This window comes from Pseudomonas sp. 9_2_1, from assembly GCF_059295275.1.
Genome location: NZ_CM181239.1, coordinates 5215786 through 5234668 on the forward strand (window position 1 = coordinate 5215786; position 18883 = coordinate 5234668).

General features: G+C 63.0%; 15 protein-coding genes. 14 read left to right on the forward strand and 1 reads right to left on the reverse strand.

Going from position 1 to position 18883, the window contains the following annotated elements:
* Window positions 1-449: 449 nt before the first annotated feature.
* From AC5O5I_RS23675 to AC5O5I_RS23730, 12 genes are all read left to right on the forward strand, one after another.
* Window positions 450-1766 carry a nucleotide sugar dehydrogenase gene (locus AC5O5I_RS23675; protein WP_172227162.1) on the forward strand — a complete coding sequence of 439 codons (1317 nt, stop codon included), beginning with the start codon at window positions 450-452 and terminating at the stop codon, window positions 1764-1766.
* 82 nt (window positions 1767-1848) lie between these two features.
* Window positions 1849-3330, forward strand: coding sequence for a glycosyltransferase family 2 protein (locus AC5O5I_RS23680; RefSeq protein ID WP_172227164.1), 1482 nt, complete (start codon window positions 1849-1851; stop codon window positions 3328-3330).
* A gap of 37 nt (window positions 3331-3367) precedes the next feature.
* Window positions 3368-4534 (forward strand): PilZ domain-containing protein, encoded by a 1167-nt coding sequence (locus AC5O5I_RS23685; protein WP_494511655.1) that lies wholly within the window; start codon window positions 3368-3370, stop codon window positions 4532-4534.
* Window positions 4535-4546: 12 nt separating this feature from the next.
* Entirely contained in the window at window positions 4547-5974 is a 1428-nt protein-coding gene (gene algK, locus AC5O5I_RS23690; RefSeq protein ID WP_172227169.1) for an alginate biosynthesis TPR repeat lipoprotein AlgK, read from the forward strand.
* Complete coding sequence (locus AC5O5I_RS23695; RefSeq protein ID WP_172285684.1) at window positions 5971-7449, forward strand: alginate export family protein; 1479 nt, start codon at window positions 5971-5973, stop codon at window positions 7447-7449. Before algK ends, AC5O5I_RS23695 begins: the two co-directional genes overlap by 4 nt.
* 15 nt (window positions 7450-7464) lie before the next feature.
* On the forward strand, window positions 7465-9024 hold the full coding sequence (gene algG / locus AC5O5I_RS23700; RefSeq protein ID WP_172230684.1) for a mannuronan 5-epimerase AlgG: 1560 nt from the start codon (window positions 7465-7467) through the stop codon (window positions 9022-9024).
* A 13-nt stretch (window positions 9025-9037) separates the two neighbouring features.
* Window positions 9038-10480 (forward strand): alginate O-acetyltransferase, encoded by a 1443-nt coding sequence (locus tag AC5O5I_RS23705; RefSeq protein WP_172230687.1) that lies wholly within the window; start codon window positions 9038-9040, stop codon window positions 10478-10480.
* A gap of 7 nt (window positions 10481-10487) precedes the next feature.
* Window positions 10488-11591, forward strand: a complete 1104-nt coding sequence (locus AC5O5I_RS23710) for a mannuronate-specific alginate lyase (RefSeq protein WP_494511656.1) — start codon at window positions 10488-10490, stop codon at window positions 11589-11591.
* A gap of 208 nt (window positions 11592-11799) precedes the next feature.
* Entirely contained in the window at window positions 11800-13257 is a 1458-nt protein-coding gene (locus AC5O5I_RS23715; protein WP_172285686.1) for an MBOAT family O-acyltransferase, read from the forward strand.
* A gap of 10 nt (window positions 13258-13267) precedes the next feature.
* Complete coding sequence (locus tag AC5O5I_RS23720; RefSeq protein WP_494511657.1) at window positions 13268-14425, forward strand: alginate O-acetyltransferase; 1158 nt, start codon at window positions 13268-13270, stop codon at window positions 14423-14425.
* A gap of 16 nt (window positions 14426-14441) precedes the next feature.
* Window positions 14442-15089 (forward strand): alginate O-acetyltransferase AlgF, encoded by a 648-nt coding sequence (locus AC5O5I_RS23725; RefSeq protein WP_172220752.1) that lies wholly within the window; start codon window positions 14442-14444, stop codon window positions 15087-15089.
* 35 nt (window positions 15090-15124) lie between these two features.
* Window positions 15125-16579, forward strand: a complete 1455-nt coding sequence (locus AC5O5I_RS23730; RefSeq protein WP_172288098.1) for a mannose-1-phosphate guanylyltransferase/mannose-6-phosphate isomerase — start codon at window positions 15125-15127, stop codon at window positions 16577-16579.
* 82 nt (window positions 16580-16661) lie between these two features.
* On the opposite strand, the gene AC5O5I_RS23735 is transcribed toward AC5O5I_RS23730, so the two are convergent.
* Entirely contained in the window at window positions 16662-17090 is a 429-nt protein-coding gene (locus tag AC5O5I_RS23735) for a hypothetical protein (RefSeq protein ID WP_172220755.1), read from the reverse strand.
* A 307-nt stretch (window positions 17091-17397) separates the two neighbouring features.
* Between AC5O5I_RS23735 and AC5O5I_RS23740 the strand changes: the two genes are divergently transcribed.
* Window positions 17398-17862, forward strand: a complete 465-nt coding sequence (locus AC5O5I_RS23740) for a multidrug transporter (protein WP_172220758.1) — start codon at window positions 17398-17400, stop codon at window positions 17860-17862.
* A gap of 149 nt (window positions 17863-18011) precedes the next feature.
* Window positions 18012-18824: an SDR family oxidoreductase gene (locus AC5O5I_RS23745; RefSeq protein WP_172220761.1), complete on the forward strand. Its 813-nt coding sequence runs from the start codon at window positions 18012-18014 to the stop codon at window positions 18822-18824.
* Window positions 18825-18883 lie beyond the last annotated feature (59 nt).

The window sequence follows — 18883 nt, forward strand, 5'->3', positions numbered from 1 at the left end:
ATCGCTCATAGTGCCGTAACGATTTTCCTGCCTTCGGGTTGTGAGAGATGACTTACAGATGACAATGGCAGGTATCCGCTACCTGCCGCGATAACTTAGACAGGCAGGCCGGTATCTCCCGCAGCCCCTGTCCATGCAGGAGACAAGCGTCCCTTACAACTCGTCCTAGTGGTTGATTTCAAAGGATTTATCCCACTTGAAAAAACAAGCACAGCAAAGCGCCAAGTAGCACTTTGCAATTAAGACGGCTGCATTTCAGGGCACGTTTTTAATTAATGGCTATTTAATGCCTATTTGAGTGCATAACTTTTTGCGCTCCGGATTTATTTTGCCTGCGCTCGGTGAAGTGTGCATTCGCCATGGACCCGTGCGCCTTGAAACTGTTGTTAATCCATCCAGCACGGCACTTTCCGCAGTGGCCGGCGTGATAAACACATGAGGTGATAGCGATGCGTATCAGCATCTTTGGTTTGGGTTATGTGGGTGCAGTCTGTGCAGGCTGCCTGACGGCGCGTGGCCATGAAGTGATCGGTGTGGACGTGTCCAGCACCAAGATCGACCTGATCAACCAGGGCAAGTCGCCCATCGTCGAACCTGGCCTGGAAGCACTGCTGCAACAGGGCATCGCCAATGGCCGCCTGCGCGGCACCACCGACTTCGCCGAAGCCATCCGTGCCAGCGACGTGTCGATGATCTGCGTGGGTACGCCCAGCAAGAAGAACGGCGACCTGGGCCTGGAATACATCGAGTCGGTGTGCCGCGAAATCGGTTACGTACTGCGTGACACCACCCGCCGTCACACCATCGTGGTGCGCAGCACCGTGCTGCCAGGCACCGTCAAGAACGTGGTCATCCCGATTCTCGAAGACTGCTCGGGCAAGAAGGCCGGGGTCGACTTCGGTGTCGCGGTCAACCCCGAGTTCCTGCGTGAGAGCACCGCGATCAAGGACTACGACCAGCCGCCAATGACCGTCATCGGCGAACTGGACAGTGCCAGCGGCGACATCCTCCAGGCACTGTACGAAGAGCTCGACGCCCCGGTCATCCGCAAGCCGATCGAAGTGGCCGAGATGATCAAGTACACCTGCAACGTCTGGCACGCCACCAAGGTCACCTTTGCCAACGAAATCGGCAACATCGCCAAGGCGGTAGGCGTCGATGGCCGCGAGGTGATGGAAGTGGTCTGCCAGGACAAGGTCCTGAACCTGTCCCAGTACTACATGCGCCCAGGCTTCGCCTTCGGCGGCTCGTGCCTGCCCAAGGACGTGCGCGCCCTCACCTACCGCGCCGCCAGCCTCGATGTCCGCGCACCGCTGCTCGACTCGCTGATGCGCAGCAACGAATCGCAGGTGCAGAACGCCTTCGAGCTGATCGAAAGCCACGACAAGCGCAAGGTCGCCCTGCTCGGCCTGAGCTTCAAGGCCGGCACCGACGACCTGCGCGAAAGCCCGCTGGTGGAACTGGCCGAGCGCCTGATCGGCAAGGGCTACCAGCTGGACATCTACGACGAGAACGTCGAGTACGCCCGTGTCCACGGCGCCAACAAGGACTACATCGAATCGAAGATCCCGCACGTGTCGTCGCTGCTCAACGCCGATTTCCAGAAGGTCATCGACAACGCCGACATCATCGTCCTCGGCAACCGTGACGAGCAGTTCCGTGCGCTGGCCCAGCAAGCGCCGGCCGGCAAGCAGGTGATCGACCTGGTCGGGTTCATGAACAACCCGACCAGCACCACCAGCCGCACCGAAGGCATCTGCTGGTAAGTGCCCGGCCAGGCGGCACAAGGGTTCTGTACAGAGCCGTTGTGCCGCCCACCCTTTCCCGAATTCTCCACGGATGCTGAACATGCAAAGGCTCCAGACAGTGCTGTTGCAGTGCGCCGGTTGGCTGCTCTACATGAGCCTGCTCATGCTGATCGCCCTGGCCCTGCCAGCCGATATCTTCGACTCGCAGTCGAAGCACTTCATCTTCCTGGTCGGCGCAGTCGGCATCTGGCGCTATTCCATGGGCGCCACCCATTTCATCCGCGGCATGATATTTCTCTACGGCGTGTACCCGTACCTGCGCCGCAAGGTACAGAAAATGGGCGACGCGACCAACCCGTCGCATGTGTACCTGATGGTGACCAGCTTCCGTATCGAAGCGCTGACCACCGCCCAGGTGTACAGCTCGGTGATCCGCGAAGCGATCAACTGCGGTTTCCCCACCACCGTGGTCTGCTCGCTGGTGGAGATGTCGGACGAACTGCTGGTGAAAAGCCTGTGGGCCAAGTACAACCCGCCGGCCCACGTAAAGCTGGACATCGTGCGCATCGCCGGTACCGGCAAGCGCGATGGCCTGGCCTACGGCTTCCGCGCCATCTCGCGCATGCTGCCGGACGAGAACGCGGTGGTGGCGGTGATCGACGGTGACACCGTGCTGGCCGATGGCGTGGTGCGCAAGACCGTGCCGTGGTTCAAGCTGTTCGCCAATGTCGGCGGCCTGACCACCAACGAATTCTGCGAAGTGCGTGGCGGCTACATCATGAGCGAATGGCACAAGCTGCGCTTCGCCCAGCGCCACATCAACATGTGCTCGATGGCCCTGTCCAAGCGCGTGCTGACCATGACCGGGCGCATGTCGATGTTCCGCGCCAGCGTGGTGACCAACCCCGAGTTCATCGCCGACGTCGAAAGCGACTCGCTGATGCACTGGCGCCTGGGCCGCTTCAAGTTCCTCACCGGTGACGACAAGTCCAGCTGGTTCAGCCTGATGCGCCTTGGCTACGACACCTTCTACGTGCCGGACGCCGCCATCAACACGGTCGAGCACCCGCCGGAGAAGAGCTTTTTCAAGGCCAGCCGCAAGCTGATGTACCGCTGGTACGGCAACAACCTGCGGCAGAACTCCCGTGCCCTTGGCCTGGGCATGCGCCGCCTGGGGCTGTTCACCAGCATCGTGCTGTTCGACCAGCGCGTGTCGATGTGGACCAGCCTGCTGGGCCTGACCGTGGCGGTCATCGCCAGCCTCAAGTTCGGCCTTGCCTTCCTGCTGGTGTACCTGCTGTGGATCGGCATCACCCGGCTGATCCTCACCGTGATGCTGCTGTGCTCCGGCCACAAGGTCGGCCCGGCCTACCCGCTGATTCTCTATTACAACCAGATCATCGGCGCGCTGATGAAGATCTACGTGTTCTTCCGCCTCGACAAGCAGTCGTGGACGCGTCAGCCCACTGCCCTCAAGCGTGACCTCGCCAGCTTTCAACAATGGTTCAACACCTGGTCCTCGCGGACCATGACCTTCTCGGCCGCCAGCATCTTCGTTGCTGTGCTGTTCATGGTCGTGTGAGCCCAACCCGGATCGGATCTAACAGGAACAAACCACCATGAATACCGCCGTGAACGTCAATGTCGTGCATGAGTCCGAAGCCCAGCGCCAACACGCCCGGGTGCGCATTCCTGCCAAGCTGCGCTTTCTGGATGCCCAGCGCCAGACCCACGAAGTGAAGGTCGATGACCTGTCCGCCGGTGGCCTGAGCTTCCACACCAAGCAGCCGCTGAAGGTGGGCGATGTGCTGCGCGGGCGCCTGCAGTTCGTGGTCGACAACCTGGGCCTGTCGATCGACATCGAGTTCCAGGTGCGCTCGTACAACCCGAGCAGCGGCCGTACCGGTGCGCAGTTCCAGAACCTCGAACCGCGCGACATCGCCACGCTGCGGCACATCATCACCAGCCACCTGTCCGGCGAGCTGATCAGCATCGGCGACGTGCTCAGCACCCTGCAGCGCGACAACTTCACCAAGGCCCGCAAGCAGAAGGACGGCGGCAGTGGCCTGAGCGCCTTCGGCCGCCTCAAAGCGGTTACCGTCACCCTCGGCGTGTTCGTGGTCGGCGTCGCCGCCTTCGGCTTCGTCGCCAAGTCACTGTACGGCATGTACTTCGTCAGCCATGCCGAAGCCGGCGTGGTCGCGGTGCCTACCACCAACATCACCATGCCGCGCGACGGCACCGTGAACAGCCTGGTGCAAAGCGGTGGGCAGGTCGCCAAGGGCGCGCCACTGGCCAGCTTCACCACCAGCATGCTGGACATGCTCAAGGGCAACCTGGACGACGCGCAGCTGGACCCGGCAAAAATCGAGGAACTGTTCGGCAAACAGCTGTCCGGCACCCTCACCAGCCCCTGCGATTGCGTGGTCGCCCGCCAGCTGGTGGACGACGGCCAGTACGCCGCCAAGGGCCAGCCGATCTTCCAGCTGATCCCGCGTACCACCACGCCGATGGTCGAGGCGCGCTTCAGCTACCGCCAGTTCGACGAGGTCAAGCCAGGTACCCGGGTCAACTTCCAGGTCGCTGGCGAAGACGAAGTGCGCACTGGCCAGATCGTCAGCAGCAGCAGCCTGGACAGTGAAAACCTCGCCTCGGACATCCGTGTGCAGATCAAGCCCGATGATGGCATGCCAGCCGAACTGGCCGGCCGCCCGGCTTCGGTCAACAGCGACCGTGGCCCGTCGTTCAACTGGCTGATCGACAAAGCCATGGCCCGTGGGCTGTAAGAGGATCACCACATGATTCCCTACAAGAAAAGCGCCAGCCTGGGCCTGTGTGCCCTGGCTGCAGCCATCGCCTTGGCCGGTTGCGCCGGTCTGCCCGACCAGCGCCTGGCCAACGAAGCCATGAAGCGCGGCGACACAGCGCTGGCCGAGCGCAACTACAAGGCCCTGGCCGACCTGGGCTACAGCGAAGCGCAAGTGGGCCTGGCCGACATCAAGGTCGCCAGCCGCGACCCGTCGCAAATCAAGGAAGCCGAGGCCACCTACCGCGCCGCTGCCGCCACGTCGCCACGTGCTCAGGCACGCCTCGGGCGCCTGCTGGTGGCCAAGCCCGACAGCACCCAGGCCGAACGCGAAGAAGCCGAAACCCTGCTCAAGCAAGCGGCCCGCCAAGGCGAAAGCAACACCCTGATCCCGTTGGCGATGCTCTACCTCAGCTACCCACAGAGCTTCCCCGCGGTCAACGCGCAGCAGCAGATCGACCAGTGGCGCGCCGCCGGCAACCCGGAAGCGGGCCTGGCCCAGGTGCTGCTGTACCGCACCCAGGGCACCTACGACCAGCACCTGGGCGAGGTCGAGAACATCTGCAAGGCGGCGCTGAACAGCACCGACATCTGTTACGTAGAACTGGCCACCGTGTACCAGAAGCGTGCCCAGGCCGACCAGCAAGCCGCCCTGCTCGGCCAGCTGAAATCCGCCTACGCCCGCGGCGCCGTGCCGGCCACCCGGGTCGACAGCGTCGCCCGGGTGCTGGCCGACCGCAGCCTCGGCCAGACCGACGAGAACACCGCCAAGGCCCTGCTCGAGCAGGTGGCCCCGGCCAACCCGGCATCCTGGGTCAGCCTGGCGCAGCTGGTATACGACTTCCCCGAACTGGGCGACACCGACCAGTTGCTGGCCTACATCGACAAGGGCCGCGAAGCCGAACAGCCACGTGCCGAACTGCTGCTGGGCCGCCTGTACTACGAAGGCAAGACCCTGCCGGCTGACGCCAGCAAAGCCGAACAGCACCTGCAGGCAGCTGCCGATGCCGGCGAGATCAGTGCCCATTACTACCTCGGCCAGCTGTACCGCCGCGGCTACCTGGGCAATGTCGAACCGCAAAAAGCCGTCGACAACCTGCTGACTGCTGCCCGTGGCGGGCAGAACAGCGCCGACTACGCCCTGGCCCAGCTATTCAGCGAAGGCCACGGCATTCGCCCGCAACCGGGTGACGCGTGGGTATTTGCGCAGCTGGCCCAGGCCAACCCGACGCCGCAGTCCGCCGAACTGCTGCAGCAGCTCGATCAGCAACTGACGCCTGAACAGCGCAACCAGGCCCGGCAACTGCTGGCGCAAGAGCAGCAGGCACGCGGCAGCATGAGTCAGGGCGCCAACAGCACCCTGGCCATCGAAGCCCTGCAAGACGACGAAAAAGAAGTAGACGGTGAGGACTCGCTATGACGCTCAATCCCTTCGTGAAAGCCGGCATCGGCCTGAGCTTCGCCCTGCTGTGGTCCTGCCCGACCCTGGCGGAAATGACCGCTGAAAAAAACTTCGGCCTGGATGTGAAAATCACCGGCCAGTCAGAAGACGACCGTGACCTGGGCACCCGCTCGGGCGGCGACGTCAACGGCCTGGGCCTGGACCTGCGCCCCTGGGTCTACGGCGAACGCGGCAACTGGAGCGCCTACGCCATGGGCCAGGCCGTCGCAGCCACCGACACCATCGAAACCGACACCCTGCGCCAGAATGACGACGGCACCAGCACCGACACTGGCGACGACAGCCGCCAGCCTGACAAAAGCTACCTGGCCATGCGCGAGTTCTGGGTCGGCTACAGCGGCCTCACCGCCTACCCGGGCGAGCAGTTGCGCCTGGGCCGCCAACGCCTGCGTAGCGACGACGGCATGTGGCGAGACACCAACATCGAGGCGCTGAACTGGACCTTCGACACCACCCTGCTCAAGGCCGACCTGGGCGTGGCCCAGCGCTTCAGCGAATACCGCACCGACCTCACCGAGCTGGCCCCGGAAGACAAGGACCGCACGCACATCTACGGCAACGTCGCCACGCAGTGGACCCCAGGTCACTGGGTCGGCGTGCGCGCCCACCACAGCCATGACAGCGGCAGCCTTAAAAGCCCCGGCGAAACCGTCGACGCACTGGACAAGACCCGCACCGGCGACCTCACCTGGCTGGGCCTGGAGGCCAACAGCGACGCCTACAACTGGCGCAATGACCACACCGTCAACTACTGGGGCAGCGTCACCTGGCTGACCGGTGACCGCGACACCCTCAGCAGCCAGGCTGTCGGCAACGACCAAGTGGCTACCGGCAAGCAGAGCGGCGACGTCAACGCCTGGGCCACCGACCTGGGCATCCGCCTGCGCCTGGACCCGCAGTGGCAGGTCGGTGCGGCGTACGCTCGCGGCAGCGGCGGCGGTGGCGACGACGGCTCGAACAATTTCGAGCAGACCGGCCTTGAGAGCAACCGCTCCAACTTCACCGGCACCCGTTCGCGCGTGCACCGCTTCGGTGAAGCCTTCCGCGGCGAGCTGGGCAACTTGCAGGCCGCCACCCTGTTCGCCTCCTGGCAGTTGCGCGACGACTACGACGCCAGCCTCATCTATCACAAGTTCTGGCGTGTCGATGGCAACCAGAACATCGGCTCCAGCGGCATCAACGCGGTGGTCAACGACAACGGCGTCAACCGCCCCCTGGTCGACGGCGAAAAAGACCTTGGCCAGGAAATGGACGTGGTCGTGACCAAGTACTTCAAGCAAGGCCTGCTGCCCGCTTCGATGAGCCAGGCCATCGACGAACCGTCCGCCCTGGTACGCCTGCGTGCCGGCGTGTTCAAGCCGGGCGACGCCTATGGCAAGGAAGCGGACTCGTACATGCACCGCGCCTTCGTCGACGTCATCTGGCGCTTCTGAGGCCGAGGACCAGCCATGAACCTTCACCCGCACTTACGCCACAGCCTGTTGGCCAGCGCCTTGCTGCTGGCCAGCGGCCTGGTCGCTGCCGCAGAGCCCCAGGTGATCGCCAAGGAACTGCAGCAGGCCAAGACCTACACGATCTCCAGCGCGCCGATCGAGCCGCTGCAGATGGACCCGCCAAAGCTGCCCGACCTCACCGGTTTCACGGCCGAGGCGGTACAGAAGAAAATCGACCGCAGCCACAAAGGCAAGGTCAGCCTGCGCCGCATGTTCCAGGAGGACAGCCTCAAGGAGTTTATCGGCGGCGACAACAAGGCGGCCGAATGGGTACAGCGCCAGCACGGCATCCCGCAGGCGATCTTCGTCGATGACGGCCATGTCGACCTGGTCGAACTGAGCAAGAAGGTGCCCAGGCAGTACTTCAGCGAAGTCGAGCCTGGCGTGTACCTGGCGCGCCTGCCGATCGTGGTCGGGCAGAAGGGCATTCTCGAGATCGACGGCAAGGTCAAGCAACTGCGCCTGTCGCAGGAAGGCGGTTCGTTCCTGGTCAACGACGGCAAGCTGTTTGTCAGCGACACCCAGGTGACCGGCTGGCGTGAAAAGGACAACGGCCCGGCCACCTTCCGCTCGCCCAAGGAATTCCGCCCGTTCCTGCTGTCGTGGGGCGGCACCGAGACCTACATCGTCAACAGCAAAATGGCCAGCTTCGGCTACGCCAAGTCCAAGTCGTATGGCGTGAGCATTTCGCAGTACACGCCGAACATGGCCAAGCGCATGGGCCGCCCGGAGCCCACCGGCTGGATCATCGGCTCGGAGTTCAGCGACATGTGGTACGGCTTCTACTGCTACGAGACCCAGGATTTCGTGGTCAAGGACAGCACCTACCGCGACAACATCGTCTATGGCATCGACCCGCACGACCGCTCGCACCGCCTGATCATCGCCGGCAACACGGTGTACGGCACCAAGAAGAAGCACGGCATCATCGTTTCGCGTGAGGTGAACGACAGCTGGATCATCAACAACAAGAGCTACGACAACAAGCTCTCGGGCGTGGTGATCGACCGTAACAGCGTCAACAATCTGATCGCCTACAACGAGATCTACCGCAACCACACCGACGGCATCACCTTGTACGAAAGCGGCGACAACCTGATCTGGGGCAACAAGCTGATCAACAACCGTCGCCACGGCATCCGCGTGCGTAACAGCGTGAACATCCGCCTGTACGAGAACGTGGCCATGGCCAACGGCCTGGTGGGCGTGTATGGCCACATCAAGGACCTGTCCGACACCGACCGCGATATCGCCCTCGACCCGTTCGACACCAAGGTCTCGCTGATCGTGGTGGGTGGCGAGCTGGTGGCCAACGGCTCCGGCCCGCTGTCGATCGACTCGCCGCTGTCGGTCGAGCTGTACAAGGTCGCCATGCTCGCCCCGCGCAAGGCCAGCGGCATCAGCCTCAACGGCGTGCTGGGCGAGCGCCAGGACGAAATCCTCGACCTGCTGGTTCGCCAGCAGAAGGCAGTGCTGATCGACCCGGTCGAACGCCAGACCGAAATGATCGATTAAGGAAGCCCAGACCATGACTCCACACCTGATGAAACTGCTGGGCCTGTCCGCCGCCCTCCTGGCGATCAGCCAGGGCGTGCGCGCCGAAGAGGTCAAGGCCCCTTCCTTCAGCGCCGAGCCTTGCTGCCAGCTGTGCCCTGAAGCGCATGATGCCAGCCGCTATACCACCCGCTACCAACAGAACTTCACCACGCTGGTGCAGGCCAAGGGCGACTGGCTGTTCCGTACCCGCGAAGACCTGCGCACCGAGTTCAACACCACCCCGGCCGGCTACAAGCGGCTGCAGCAAGTGCACGACGCCTTCAAGAAGCGCGGCGTGGAACTGGTGGTGGTGTACCAGCCAACCCGTGGCCTGGTGAACCGCAACATGCTCAACCCGGCCGAAAAAGCCGCGTTCGACTACCAGAAGGCCCTGGGCAACTACCAAGCCATGCTCAAACGCTTCGCCAGCATGGGCTACAACGTCCCCGACCTGTCGCCGCTGACCAACGAGCAGCTGGCTGCCGCCGACCAGGGCAAGGACTTCTACTTCCGTGGCGACCAGCACTGGACCCCTTACGGTGCCCAGCGTGCGGCCAGGATCGTGGCCGATACCGTGCACCACATGCCGGCCTTCGAAGGCGTGCCGCGCAAGGAATTCGAGACTACCAAGTCCGGGCGCATGGGCAAGACCGGCACCCTGCACAACGTTGCCGGCCAGCTGTGCAACACCAGCTACGCCGTCCAGTACATGGACCAGTTTGCCACCGAGCCGAAAGGCTCCACCGGCGGCGGCGACGACCTGTTCGGTGACAGCGGCAACGCGCAGATCACCCTGGTCGGCACCAGCCACAGCGGCAAGAACTACAACTTCTCGGGTTTCCTCGAACAATACATCGGCGCCGACGTGCTCAATGTCGCCTTCCCTGGCGGTGGCCTGGAAGGCTCGATGATCCAGTACCTGGGCAGCGAGGAGTTCCAGAAAAACCCGCCGAAGATCCTGATCTGGGAATTCTCCCCGTTGTACCGCCTGGACCAGGAAACCATCTGGCGGCAAATCCTTGGCCTGCTCGACGACGGCTGCGACGACCGCCCGGCGCTGATGAGCGCCAGCGCCACCCTCAAGCCGGGCAAGAACGAGCTGATGGTCAACGGCAAGGGCGGCGTGATCAAGGACCTGATCAACCGCAACCTGCAGATGGACGTCAAGTTCGACGATCCGTCGGTGAAGGTGCTGCAGGCCACCCTGTGGTACCTCAACGGCCGCCACGAAGACATCAAGCTGGAAAAACCCGAGACCTCCGATACCGACGGCCGTTTCGTCTTCCAGATGCGCGAAGACGAGGACTGGGCCAGCCAGAGCCTGCTGGCGTTCGAAGTACAAGGGCCGGAAAACGGTACCCAGAAGGTCGAGGCCAAGCTCTGCAAACGCAACAACTTCGCCGTGCCTGCGCAAACCGCGCAGGCCGGCCAGTGAGGCGAACATGACTGTATCCAAGCGAATCTTCCGCCCTGCCCTACTGGCCCTGGCGCTGTGCGCAGGCGCCGCGCAGGCTGCGCTGGTGCCCCCGCAGGGGTATTACGAGGGCATTGAAAAGCTCAAGACCGGCGACGGCAACTTCCGCTGCGAAGCCGCGCCAAAGCCGTACACCGGCGCGCTGCAGTTCCGGAGCAAGTACGAGGGTTCGGACAAGGCCCGGGCGACGCTGAATGTCGCCTCGGAGAAGGCCTTTCGCGATTCCACTGCCGACATCACCACGCTGGAGAAAGGCGTCAGCAAGATGGTCGGCCAGTACATGCGTGACGGCCGTCCGGCGCAGCTCGATTGCACCCTGGCCTGGCTGGGCGACTGGGCACGCGCCGGTGCGCTGCTGTCCACCGACTACAACCACACCGGCAAGTCCATGCGCAAATGGGCGCTGGGCAGCATGAGCGGGTCGTGGTTGCGCCTGAAGTTCTCCAACTCGCAGCCACTGGCCGCGCACCAGGCCGAGGCCGAGCTGATCGAGAAGTGGCTCGCCCGCCTGGCCGAACAGACCGTGCGCGACTGGAGCGACTTGCCGCTGCAGAAGATCAACAACCACAGCTACTGGGCCGCCTGGTCGGTGATGGCCACCGCCGTGGCCACCGACCGTCGCGACCTGTTCGACTGGGCCGTGAAGGAATTCAAGGTGGGTGCCAACCAGGTCGACGAGCAAGGTTTCCTGCCCAACGAAATCAAGCGCAAGCAGCGTGCCCTGGCCTACCACAACTATGCCCTGCCGCCGCTGGCGATGATCGCCAGCTTCGCCCAGGCCAATGGCGTGGACCTGCGCAGCGAAAACAACTTCGCCCTGCAGCGCCTGGGCGAAGGCGTGCTGGCGGGCGCCCGCGACCCAAGCCATTTCAAGGCACGGGCCGGTGAGAAACAGGACATGAAAGACCTCAAGGTCGACAGCAAGTACGCCTGGCTCGAGCCGTGGTGCGCGCTGTACCACTGCGTGGGCGACACGCTGGAGCGCAAGCATGAGATGCAGCCGTTCAACAGTTTCAGGCTCGGCGGCGATTTGACCCGGGTCTACGACCCGAGCGCAGAAAGCAAGAAGTAGCACACCCCAATGCGGGGGTGGAATCTGTGGGCGCTGGCTTGCCGGCGAGGGGCCGCGAAGCGGCCCCTGACTACCGATGGGCAAGGCTTCGCCTTGCATCGCCGGCAAGCCAGCTCCCACAGAGGTACTAAGTTGCCTTCCGGTCTTGCGCTGGGGGGTTTGGGGGGCGCTTTGCCCTGGATGCTGTGAACAAATTAGGAGAACCGGGATGGTCTTCTCGTCCAACGTGTTCCTGTTCCTGTTCTTGCCGATATTCCTCGGCCTGTACTACTTGAGCGGGCAACGCTATCGCAACCTGCTGCTGCTGATCGCCAGCTACGTCTTCTATGCCTGGTGGCGGGTGGACTTCCTGGCCCTGTTCGCCGGGGTCACCCTGTGGAACTACTGGATCGGCCTGAAAGTCGGTGCCGCTGGCGTGCGCACCAAGCCGGCGCAGCGCTGGCTACTGCTGGGCGTGGGTGTCGACCTGGCGATCCTCGGCTACTTCAAGTACGCCAACTTCGGCGTCGACAGCCTCAACGCGATCATCAGCTCGTTTGGCCTGGAGCCGTTCATCCTCACCCATGTGCTGCTGCCGATCGGTATCTCGTTCTACATCTTCGAGTCGATCAGCTACATCATCGATGTGTACCGCGGCGACACCCCGGCCACCCGCAACCTGATCGACTTCGCGGCGTTCGTGGCGATCTTCCCGCACCTGATCGCAGGCCCGGTGCTGCGCTTCAAGGACCTGGTGGACCAGTTCAACAACCGCACCCACACCCTGGACAAGTTCTCCGAAGGCTGCACCCGCTTCATGCAGGGCTTCATCAAGAAAGTGTTCATCGCCGACACCCTGGCGGTGGTCGCCGACCATTGCTTCGCCCTGCAAAACCCCACCACCGGCGATGCCTGGCTGGGCGCCCTGGCCTACACCGCGCAGCTGTACTTCGACTTCAGCGGCTACAGCGACATGGCCATCGGCCTTGGGCTGATGATGGGCTTCCGCTTCATGGAAAACTTCAAGCAGCCGTACATCAGCCAGTCGATCACCGAGTTCTGGCGGCGCTGGCACATCAGCCTGTCGACCTGGCTGCGCGACTACCTGTACATCACCCTGGGCGGTAACCGCAAAGGCACCTTCAACACCTACCGCAACCTGTTCCTGACCATGCTGCTGGGCGGCCTGTGGCACGGTGCCAACTTCACCTACATCATCTGGGGCGCCTGGCATGGCATGTGGCTGGCGATCGAGCGGGCGCTGGGCCTGGACACCAACCCGCAGCGCTTCAACCCGGTCAAGTGGGCCTTCACCTTCCTGCTGGTGGTGGTCGGCTGGGTGATCTTCCGCGCCGAGAACCTGCACGTGGCCGCCCGCATGTACGGCGCCATGTTCAGCTTCGGCGACTGGCAGCTGTCGGAACTCAACCGCGCGCAGCTCACCGGCCTGCAGGTGGCCACCCTGGTGATCGCCTACCTCACCCTGGCGTTCTTCGGCCTGCGCGACTTCTACCGCAACGCCCGGCCGACGCCAACGGCCACCCCGGTGCAAATCAACAGCGACGGCTCGCTCGGCCTGGACTGGACCCGGGTAATGACCCGCGCCCTCGTCTTGCTGCTGTTCGTGGCCTCGATCCTCAAGCTCTCGGCGCAGAGCTACTCGCCGTTCCTGTACTTCCAGTTCTGAGGTGGATGACATGACCCGGACATTACGCATCACCTATTCGCTGTCGTTCCTCGGCCTGCTGGTGGGCATGGGCGCCTGGTCCACCGGTGGCCTGCAGAGCTTCCAGCGCACCGAGCAGATGACCCTGCTCAACGGCAAGCTGGCCAAGGCAGCCGAGACCCACTACGACGAAGAATTCCCGATCAAGCGCCTGGGCACCAACCTGTGGGCGGCGATGGACTTCAAGCTGTTCAACGAAGGCCGCCCCGGTGTGGTGCTGGGCCGCGACCAGTGGCTGTTCAGCGACGAAGAGTTCAAGCCCACCGCCGGTGCCGAGCAACTGATGCAGGAAAACCTGGCACTGATCCGCGGCGTGCGCGACACCCTGCAGCAGCACGGCAGCCAGCTGGTGCTGGCGATCGTGCCGGCCAAGGCGCGGGTCTATTCCGAGTATGTCGGTAAAGAAGCACCTGCCAGCCTGCATGACGACCTGTACAACCAGTTCCACGCCCAGGCACGCCAGGCCAACGTGTTCGCCCCGGACCTGATGGCACCGCTGGAGCAGGCCAAGGCCCGCGGCCAGGTATTCCTGCGCACCGACACCCACTGGACGCCAATGGGCGCCGAAGTCGTGGCCCAGGCCCTGGCCGAAGCGGTGGCGCGGCAAAGCCTGCTCGACGGCGAACCGCAGACCTTCATCACCGAAGCCGGCGATACCGCACCGTACAAGGGCGACCTGACCAACTTCCTGCCGCTTGACCCGCTGTTCAGCAACCTGCTGCCGGCGCCGGACACCCTGCAGCAACGCACCACCCGGCCTGCCGAGGCCGAGGGCGAAGGCGGCGATGCGCTGTTTGCCGACACGCAGATTCCGGTGGCGCTGGTAGGCACCAGCTACAGCGCCAACCCGCACTGGAACTTCCTCGGTGCGCTGCAACAGGCCTTGCGCAGCGACGTGGCCAACTACGCCGAAGACGGCCACGGCCCGCTGCTGCCAATGCTCAAGTACCTGCAAAGCGACGCCTTCAAGAACGCCGCGCCACAAGTGGTGGTGTGGGAATTCCCCGAACGTTACCTGCCCATGAAGAACGACCTGAGCAGCTTCGATCCGCAGTGGATCGCGCAGCTGAAGAACGCCCGTAAATCCGAAGAAAACCTGGCCTTGTCGTCCGCCCGGACGAACCATTGATAGAGAGGAAATGCACATGACTACCAAGACTTCCATTGCCAAAGCCCTCACCCTTGCGGCCGGCCTTTCCCTTGCGTCCATGCACGCCTTCGCCGGCGCCGACGCTGCGCTGTATGGCCCGACTGCACCCAAAGGCTCCACCTTCGTGCGCCTGTTCAACGCCGCCAGCGCACCGGCTGCTGCCAGCGTCGGCAACACCCAGATCAAGCAGGTTGGCGCCCAGGCCAGCAGCGACTTCAGCTTCCTGCCGGGCGGTGACTACACCGCCCAGGTCGGCGGCAAGAGCGTGCCGGTGAAGCTGGCCGCGGACAAGTACTACACCCTGGTCAACAGCAGCGGCGGCAACCCGAAGTTGATCGAAGAGCCACCGTTCAAGAACAAGCAGAAAGCCCTGGTTCGCGTGCAGAACCTGAGCGACCAGCAACTGACCCTGAAAACTGCCGACGGCAAGACCGAAGTGGTCAAGCCGGTGGCCGCCAACGGCCGTGGCGAGCGCGAGATCAACCCGGTCAAGGTCAGCCTGGCGCTGTACCAGGGCGACAAGAAAGTCGGTGACGTGAAACCCGTCGCTCTGGAGCGCGGCGAAGCTGCCGTGCTGTACGTAACAGGTTCCGGCAACAGCTTGTCGCCGGTGTGGGTAACTCGCCCCGTGGCTAGCAACTGATCCCCCTGCCTCTAAACGACTATTGGAGAAACATGATGATCCCGGTAATTCTTTCTGGTGGTAGCGGTTCGCGTCTGTGGCCTCTGTCGCGCAAGCAGTTCCCCAAGCAGTTCCTGGCCCTGACCGGTGAACACACCCTGTTCCAGCAAACCATCGAGCGCCTGGTGTTCGAAGGCATGGACACGCCGATCGTGGTCTGCAACAAGGACCACAAGTTCATCGTCCAGGAGCAGCTGAGCGCACTGAAGCTGGAAACCCAAGGCATCCTGATGGAACCGTTCGGCCGCAACACCGCGCCGGCCGTGGCCATGACTGCCATGAAACTGGTCAATGAAGGCCGCGACGAGCTAATGCTGGTGCTGCCCGCCGACCATGTGATCGATGATCAGAAAGCCCTGCAACGTGCACTGGCCCTGGCCACCGTGGCCGCCGAGCGTGGTGAGATGGTGCTGTTCGGCGTGCCGGCAACCCGGCCGGAAACCGGCTACGGCTACATCCGCTCCAGCCAGGACGCGTTGCTGCCCGAAGGCGTGGCACGCGTTGCGCAGTTCGTCGAGAAGCCCGACGAAAAACGCGCCGCCGAATTTGTCCAGGCCGGTGGCTACTTCTGGAACAGCGGCATGTTCCTGTTCCGTGCCAGCCGCTTCCTCGAAGAGCTGAAAAAGCACGACGGCGACATTTACGACACCTGCGTGCTGGCCCTGGAACGCAGCGAAGAAGACGGCGATGTGCTGAGCATCGACGAGGCAACGTTTGCCTGCTGCCCGGACAATTCCATCGACTACGCGGTGATGGAAAAAACCCAGCGTGCCTGTGTAGTACCGATGTCGGCTGGCTGGAGCGACGTGGGCTGCTGGTCGTCGCTGTGGGAAGTGCACGAGAAAGACCACAATGGCAACGTTACCAAGGGCGATGTGGTGGTGCAGGACAGCCACAACTGCATGATCCACGGCAACGGCAAGCTGGTGTCGGTGATCGGCCTGGAGAACATCGTGGTGGTGGAGACCAAGGACGCCATGATGATTGCCCACAAGGACAAGGTCCAGGGCGTCAAGCAAATGGTCAAGACCCTGGACGAGCAGGGCCGCAGCGAAACCCAGAACCACCTGGAAGTGTATCGCCCGTGGGGCTCGTACGATTCGGTGGACATGGGCGGCCGCTTCCAGGTCAAGCACATCACCGTCAAACCGGGCGCCAGCCTGTCGCTGCAGATGCACCACCACCGTGCCGAGCACTGGATCGTGGTGTCCGGCACGGCCGAGGTCACCTGCGACGAGAACGTGTTCCTGCTGACCGAGAACCAGTCGACCTACATTCCGATCGCCTCGGTGCACCGCCTGCGCAACCCGGGCAAGATCCCGCTGGAGATCATCGAGGTGCAGTCCGGCAGCTACCTGGGCGAGGATGATATCGAGCGCTTCGAGGATGTGTATGGGCGAACCTCCACGCCGGTCGAGCGTGGGGTTTCGGTGAAGACCATCGCGCAGTAAAGCGCAGTCGATAAATGCACAAACCCGCTGCGGGCTTTACCGTAGCGGGTCTGTCCAAGGGCATCACGCCCGAAAGAAAAAATTAAAAGTTTACGCAGTAATGCCCTTGTGACATTTCATACGTTACCTCCCCGACTGCAAAGCTCAGACGATAGTTGAAGCTGAGTTGTTGGCCCGGTTGCCATTTCATGTTTTCCACAACCAGGTTTCTCGCGTTATACAAACCCGCACCCAAATTACCAAATGCCCGATAGATAATAAATTCTCCATCGCGATCTATGCCGGCGCGGAAGAAGACGCCCAGTTTCCCGTTGTTCAGATTTTCATACGCCCGCAAGATCATACCGCCCTCAGAAGCCTCCGAAATCTCAGGCGACTCGGTATAGTAACTGTTGTGACCGAGGTAAGCCGGAGAGAGCGCCGCAGTGCTCTTGCCTTTAAGCGCTTTCCACTGTGCGGTCATCATTTCCGGTTCAAATTCCACGCCCTGTTTTTCCTGAATGTTCATCATGTTCTGTTCACTCGCACGTTGTTGATAAATTCAAATGACATTAACTGGGCCTTAGTGCCCTGAAGACCCACGCCCGAAAATGTTTTATTTTCAGTGGCGAGAAAAAATTTATGAGAATTTGCGCTCTGCTGCTACTCACAGTGTTGGGAGTTACAGATAGCCTCGCAATGTGATTGCGCTGACTTTCGAGCGCATGCGCTGCACGTGGCGTAGCGCATGCCAACTGCAAGGCAGCCTCCCGCTTTTGAGCACATGCCATTTCAGGCTACGATAGTCGAACCCCTCGCAACCAAGGTCTGCAAGCCCCATGATCATCGGTGCCTTGCTCATACTCACCTGGCTGGTGCTGCTGTTGCGCTACCCGGCCAAGGCCCTGCCGATTTCCCTGGCTGCCGTGTGCGGCCTGGGCCTGGTGGCCCTGTTCGTCATCTGGCAGGACAACCGCGAAGCCTCGCAACTGGCCCGCCTGGACCTGCGCCTGAGTTATGCCCCCGAGCAATGCCCGGCGGACCGTGCCCTGCAGGTACACATGAAGAACGGCAACAAGGCGCCGCTCACAGAGCTGCGCTGGCGCGTGGCGGCGTATGCCCCGGGCGACACCGTGAACCTGGCCGAGAACACCTACAATGCCCCGCGTTACCGTGGGCCAGGTGACCTGCAGCCGGGGGCCGAGTGGAAGGACTGCCTGCCATTGCCGCCATTGCGCTCCGGGTATCGTCCGCAAACCCTGGAGTTTCGTGCCGAGCACCTGCAGGGTACATTTGCCAATTGACTTATCACATGTGCAGACCTCTTCGCGGGTGAACCCGCTCCCACAGGGACAACGCAGGTCTTGAATACTGTGGGGTACCTGTGGGAGCGGGTTCACCCGCGAAAGGGCCCATGCAGGAAAATCATCTCCCTGACAACAGGCCTCCACCTATGCCCACCGTCCTCATCACCGGTTGTTCCAGCGGCATCGGCCGCGCCCTGGCCGACGCCTTTCGCGATGCCGGCCACCATGTCTGGGCCACCGCGCGCAAGCCAGAAGATGTCGAGCAACTGAGCGCCGCCGGCTTCAGCGCCCGGCAGCTGGACGTGAATGACAGCGACGCCCTGGCCCGCCTGGCCGACGAACTCGAAACCCTCGACATCCTGATCAACAACGCAGGCTACGGCGCCATGGGCCCGTTGCTCGACGGCGGCGTGGACGCCCTGCGCCAGCAATTCGAGACCAACGTGTTTGCCGTGGTCGGTGTCACCCGGGCACTGTTCCCGCTACTGCGCCGCTCACGCGGGGTGGTGGTGAACATCGGCAGCGTCTCAGGGGTGCTGGTCACTCCCTTCGCTGGCGCCTACTGCGCTTCCAAGGCAGCCGTGCATGCGCTCAGCGATGCCTTGCGCCTCGAGCTGGCGCCTTTCGGCGTGCAAGTGATGGAAGTGCAGCCGGGGGCGATCGCCTCGCAGTTCGCCAGCAACGCCCAACGCCAGGCGGAGCAGGTACTTGTGGCAGGGTCGCCGTGGTGGCCGTTGCGCGAGCATGTGCAGGCACGGGCGCGGGCTTCGCAGGACAAGCCGACTTCGGCGGCGGTGTTTGCCAGAGGGGTGTTGACGGCGGTAAGCAAGTCGCCGGTGCCGGCGCTGGTGCGGTTGGGTAACGGCAGTACAGCGTTGCCGGTGATGGCCCGATTGCTGCCACGGCGGTTGCTGGACTGGGCTTTGCGCAAGCGTTTTGGGCTGCTGCGACCGCTCTGAGGGCGTGGTTGCCTATGCCGCCCTCTTCGCGGGTAAACCCGCTCCCACAGAGCTGTGTC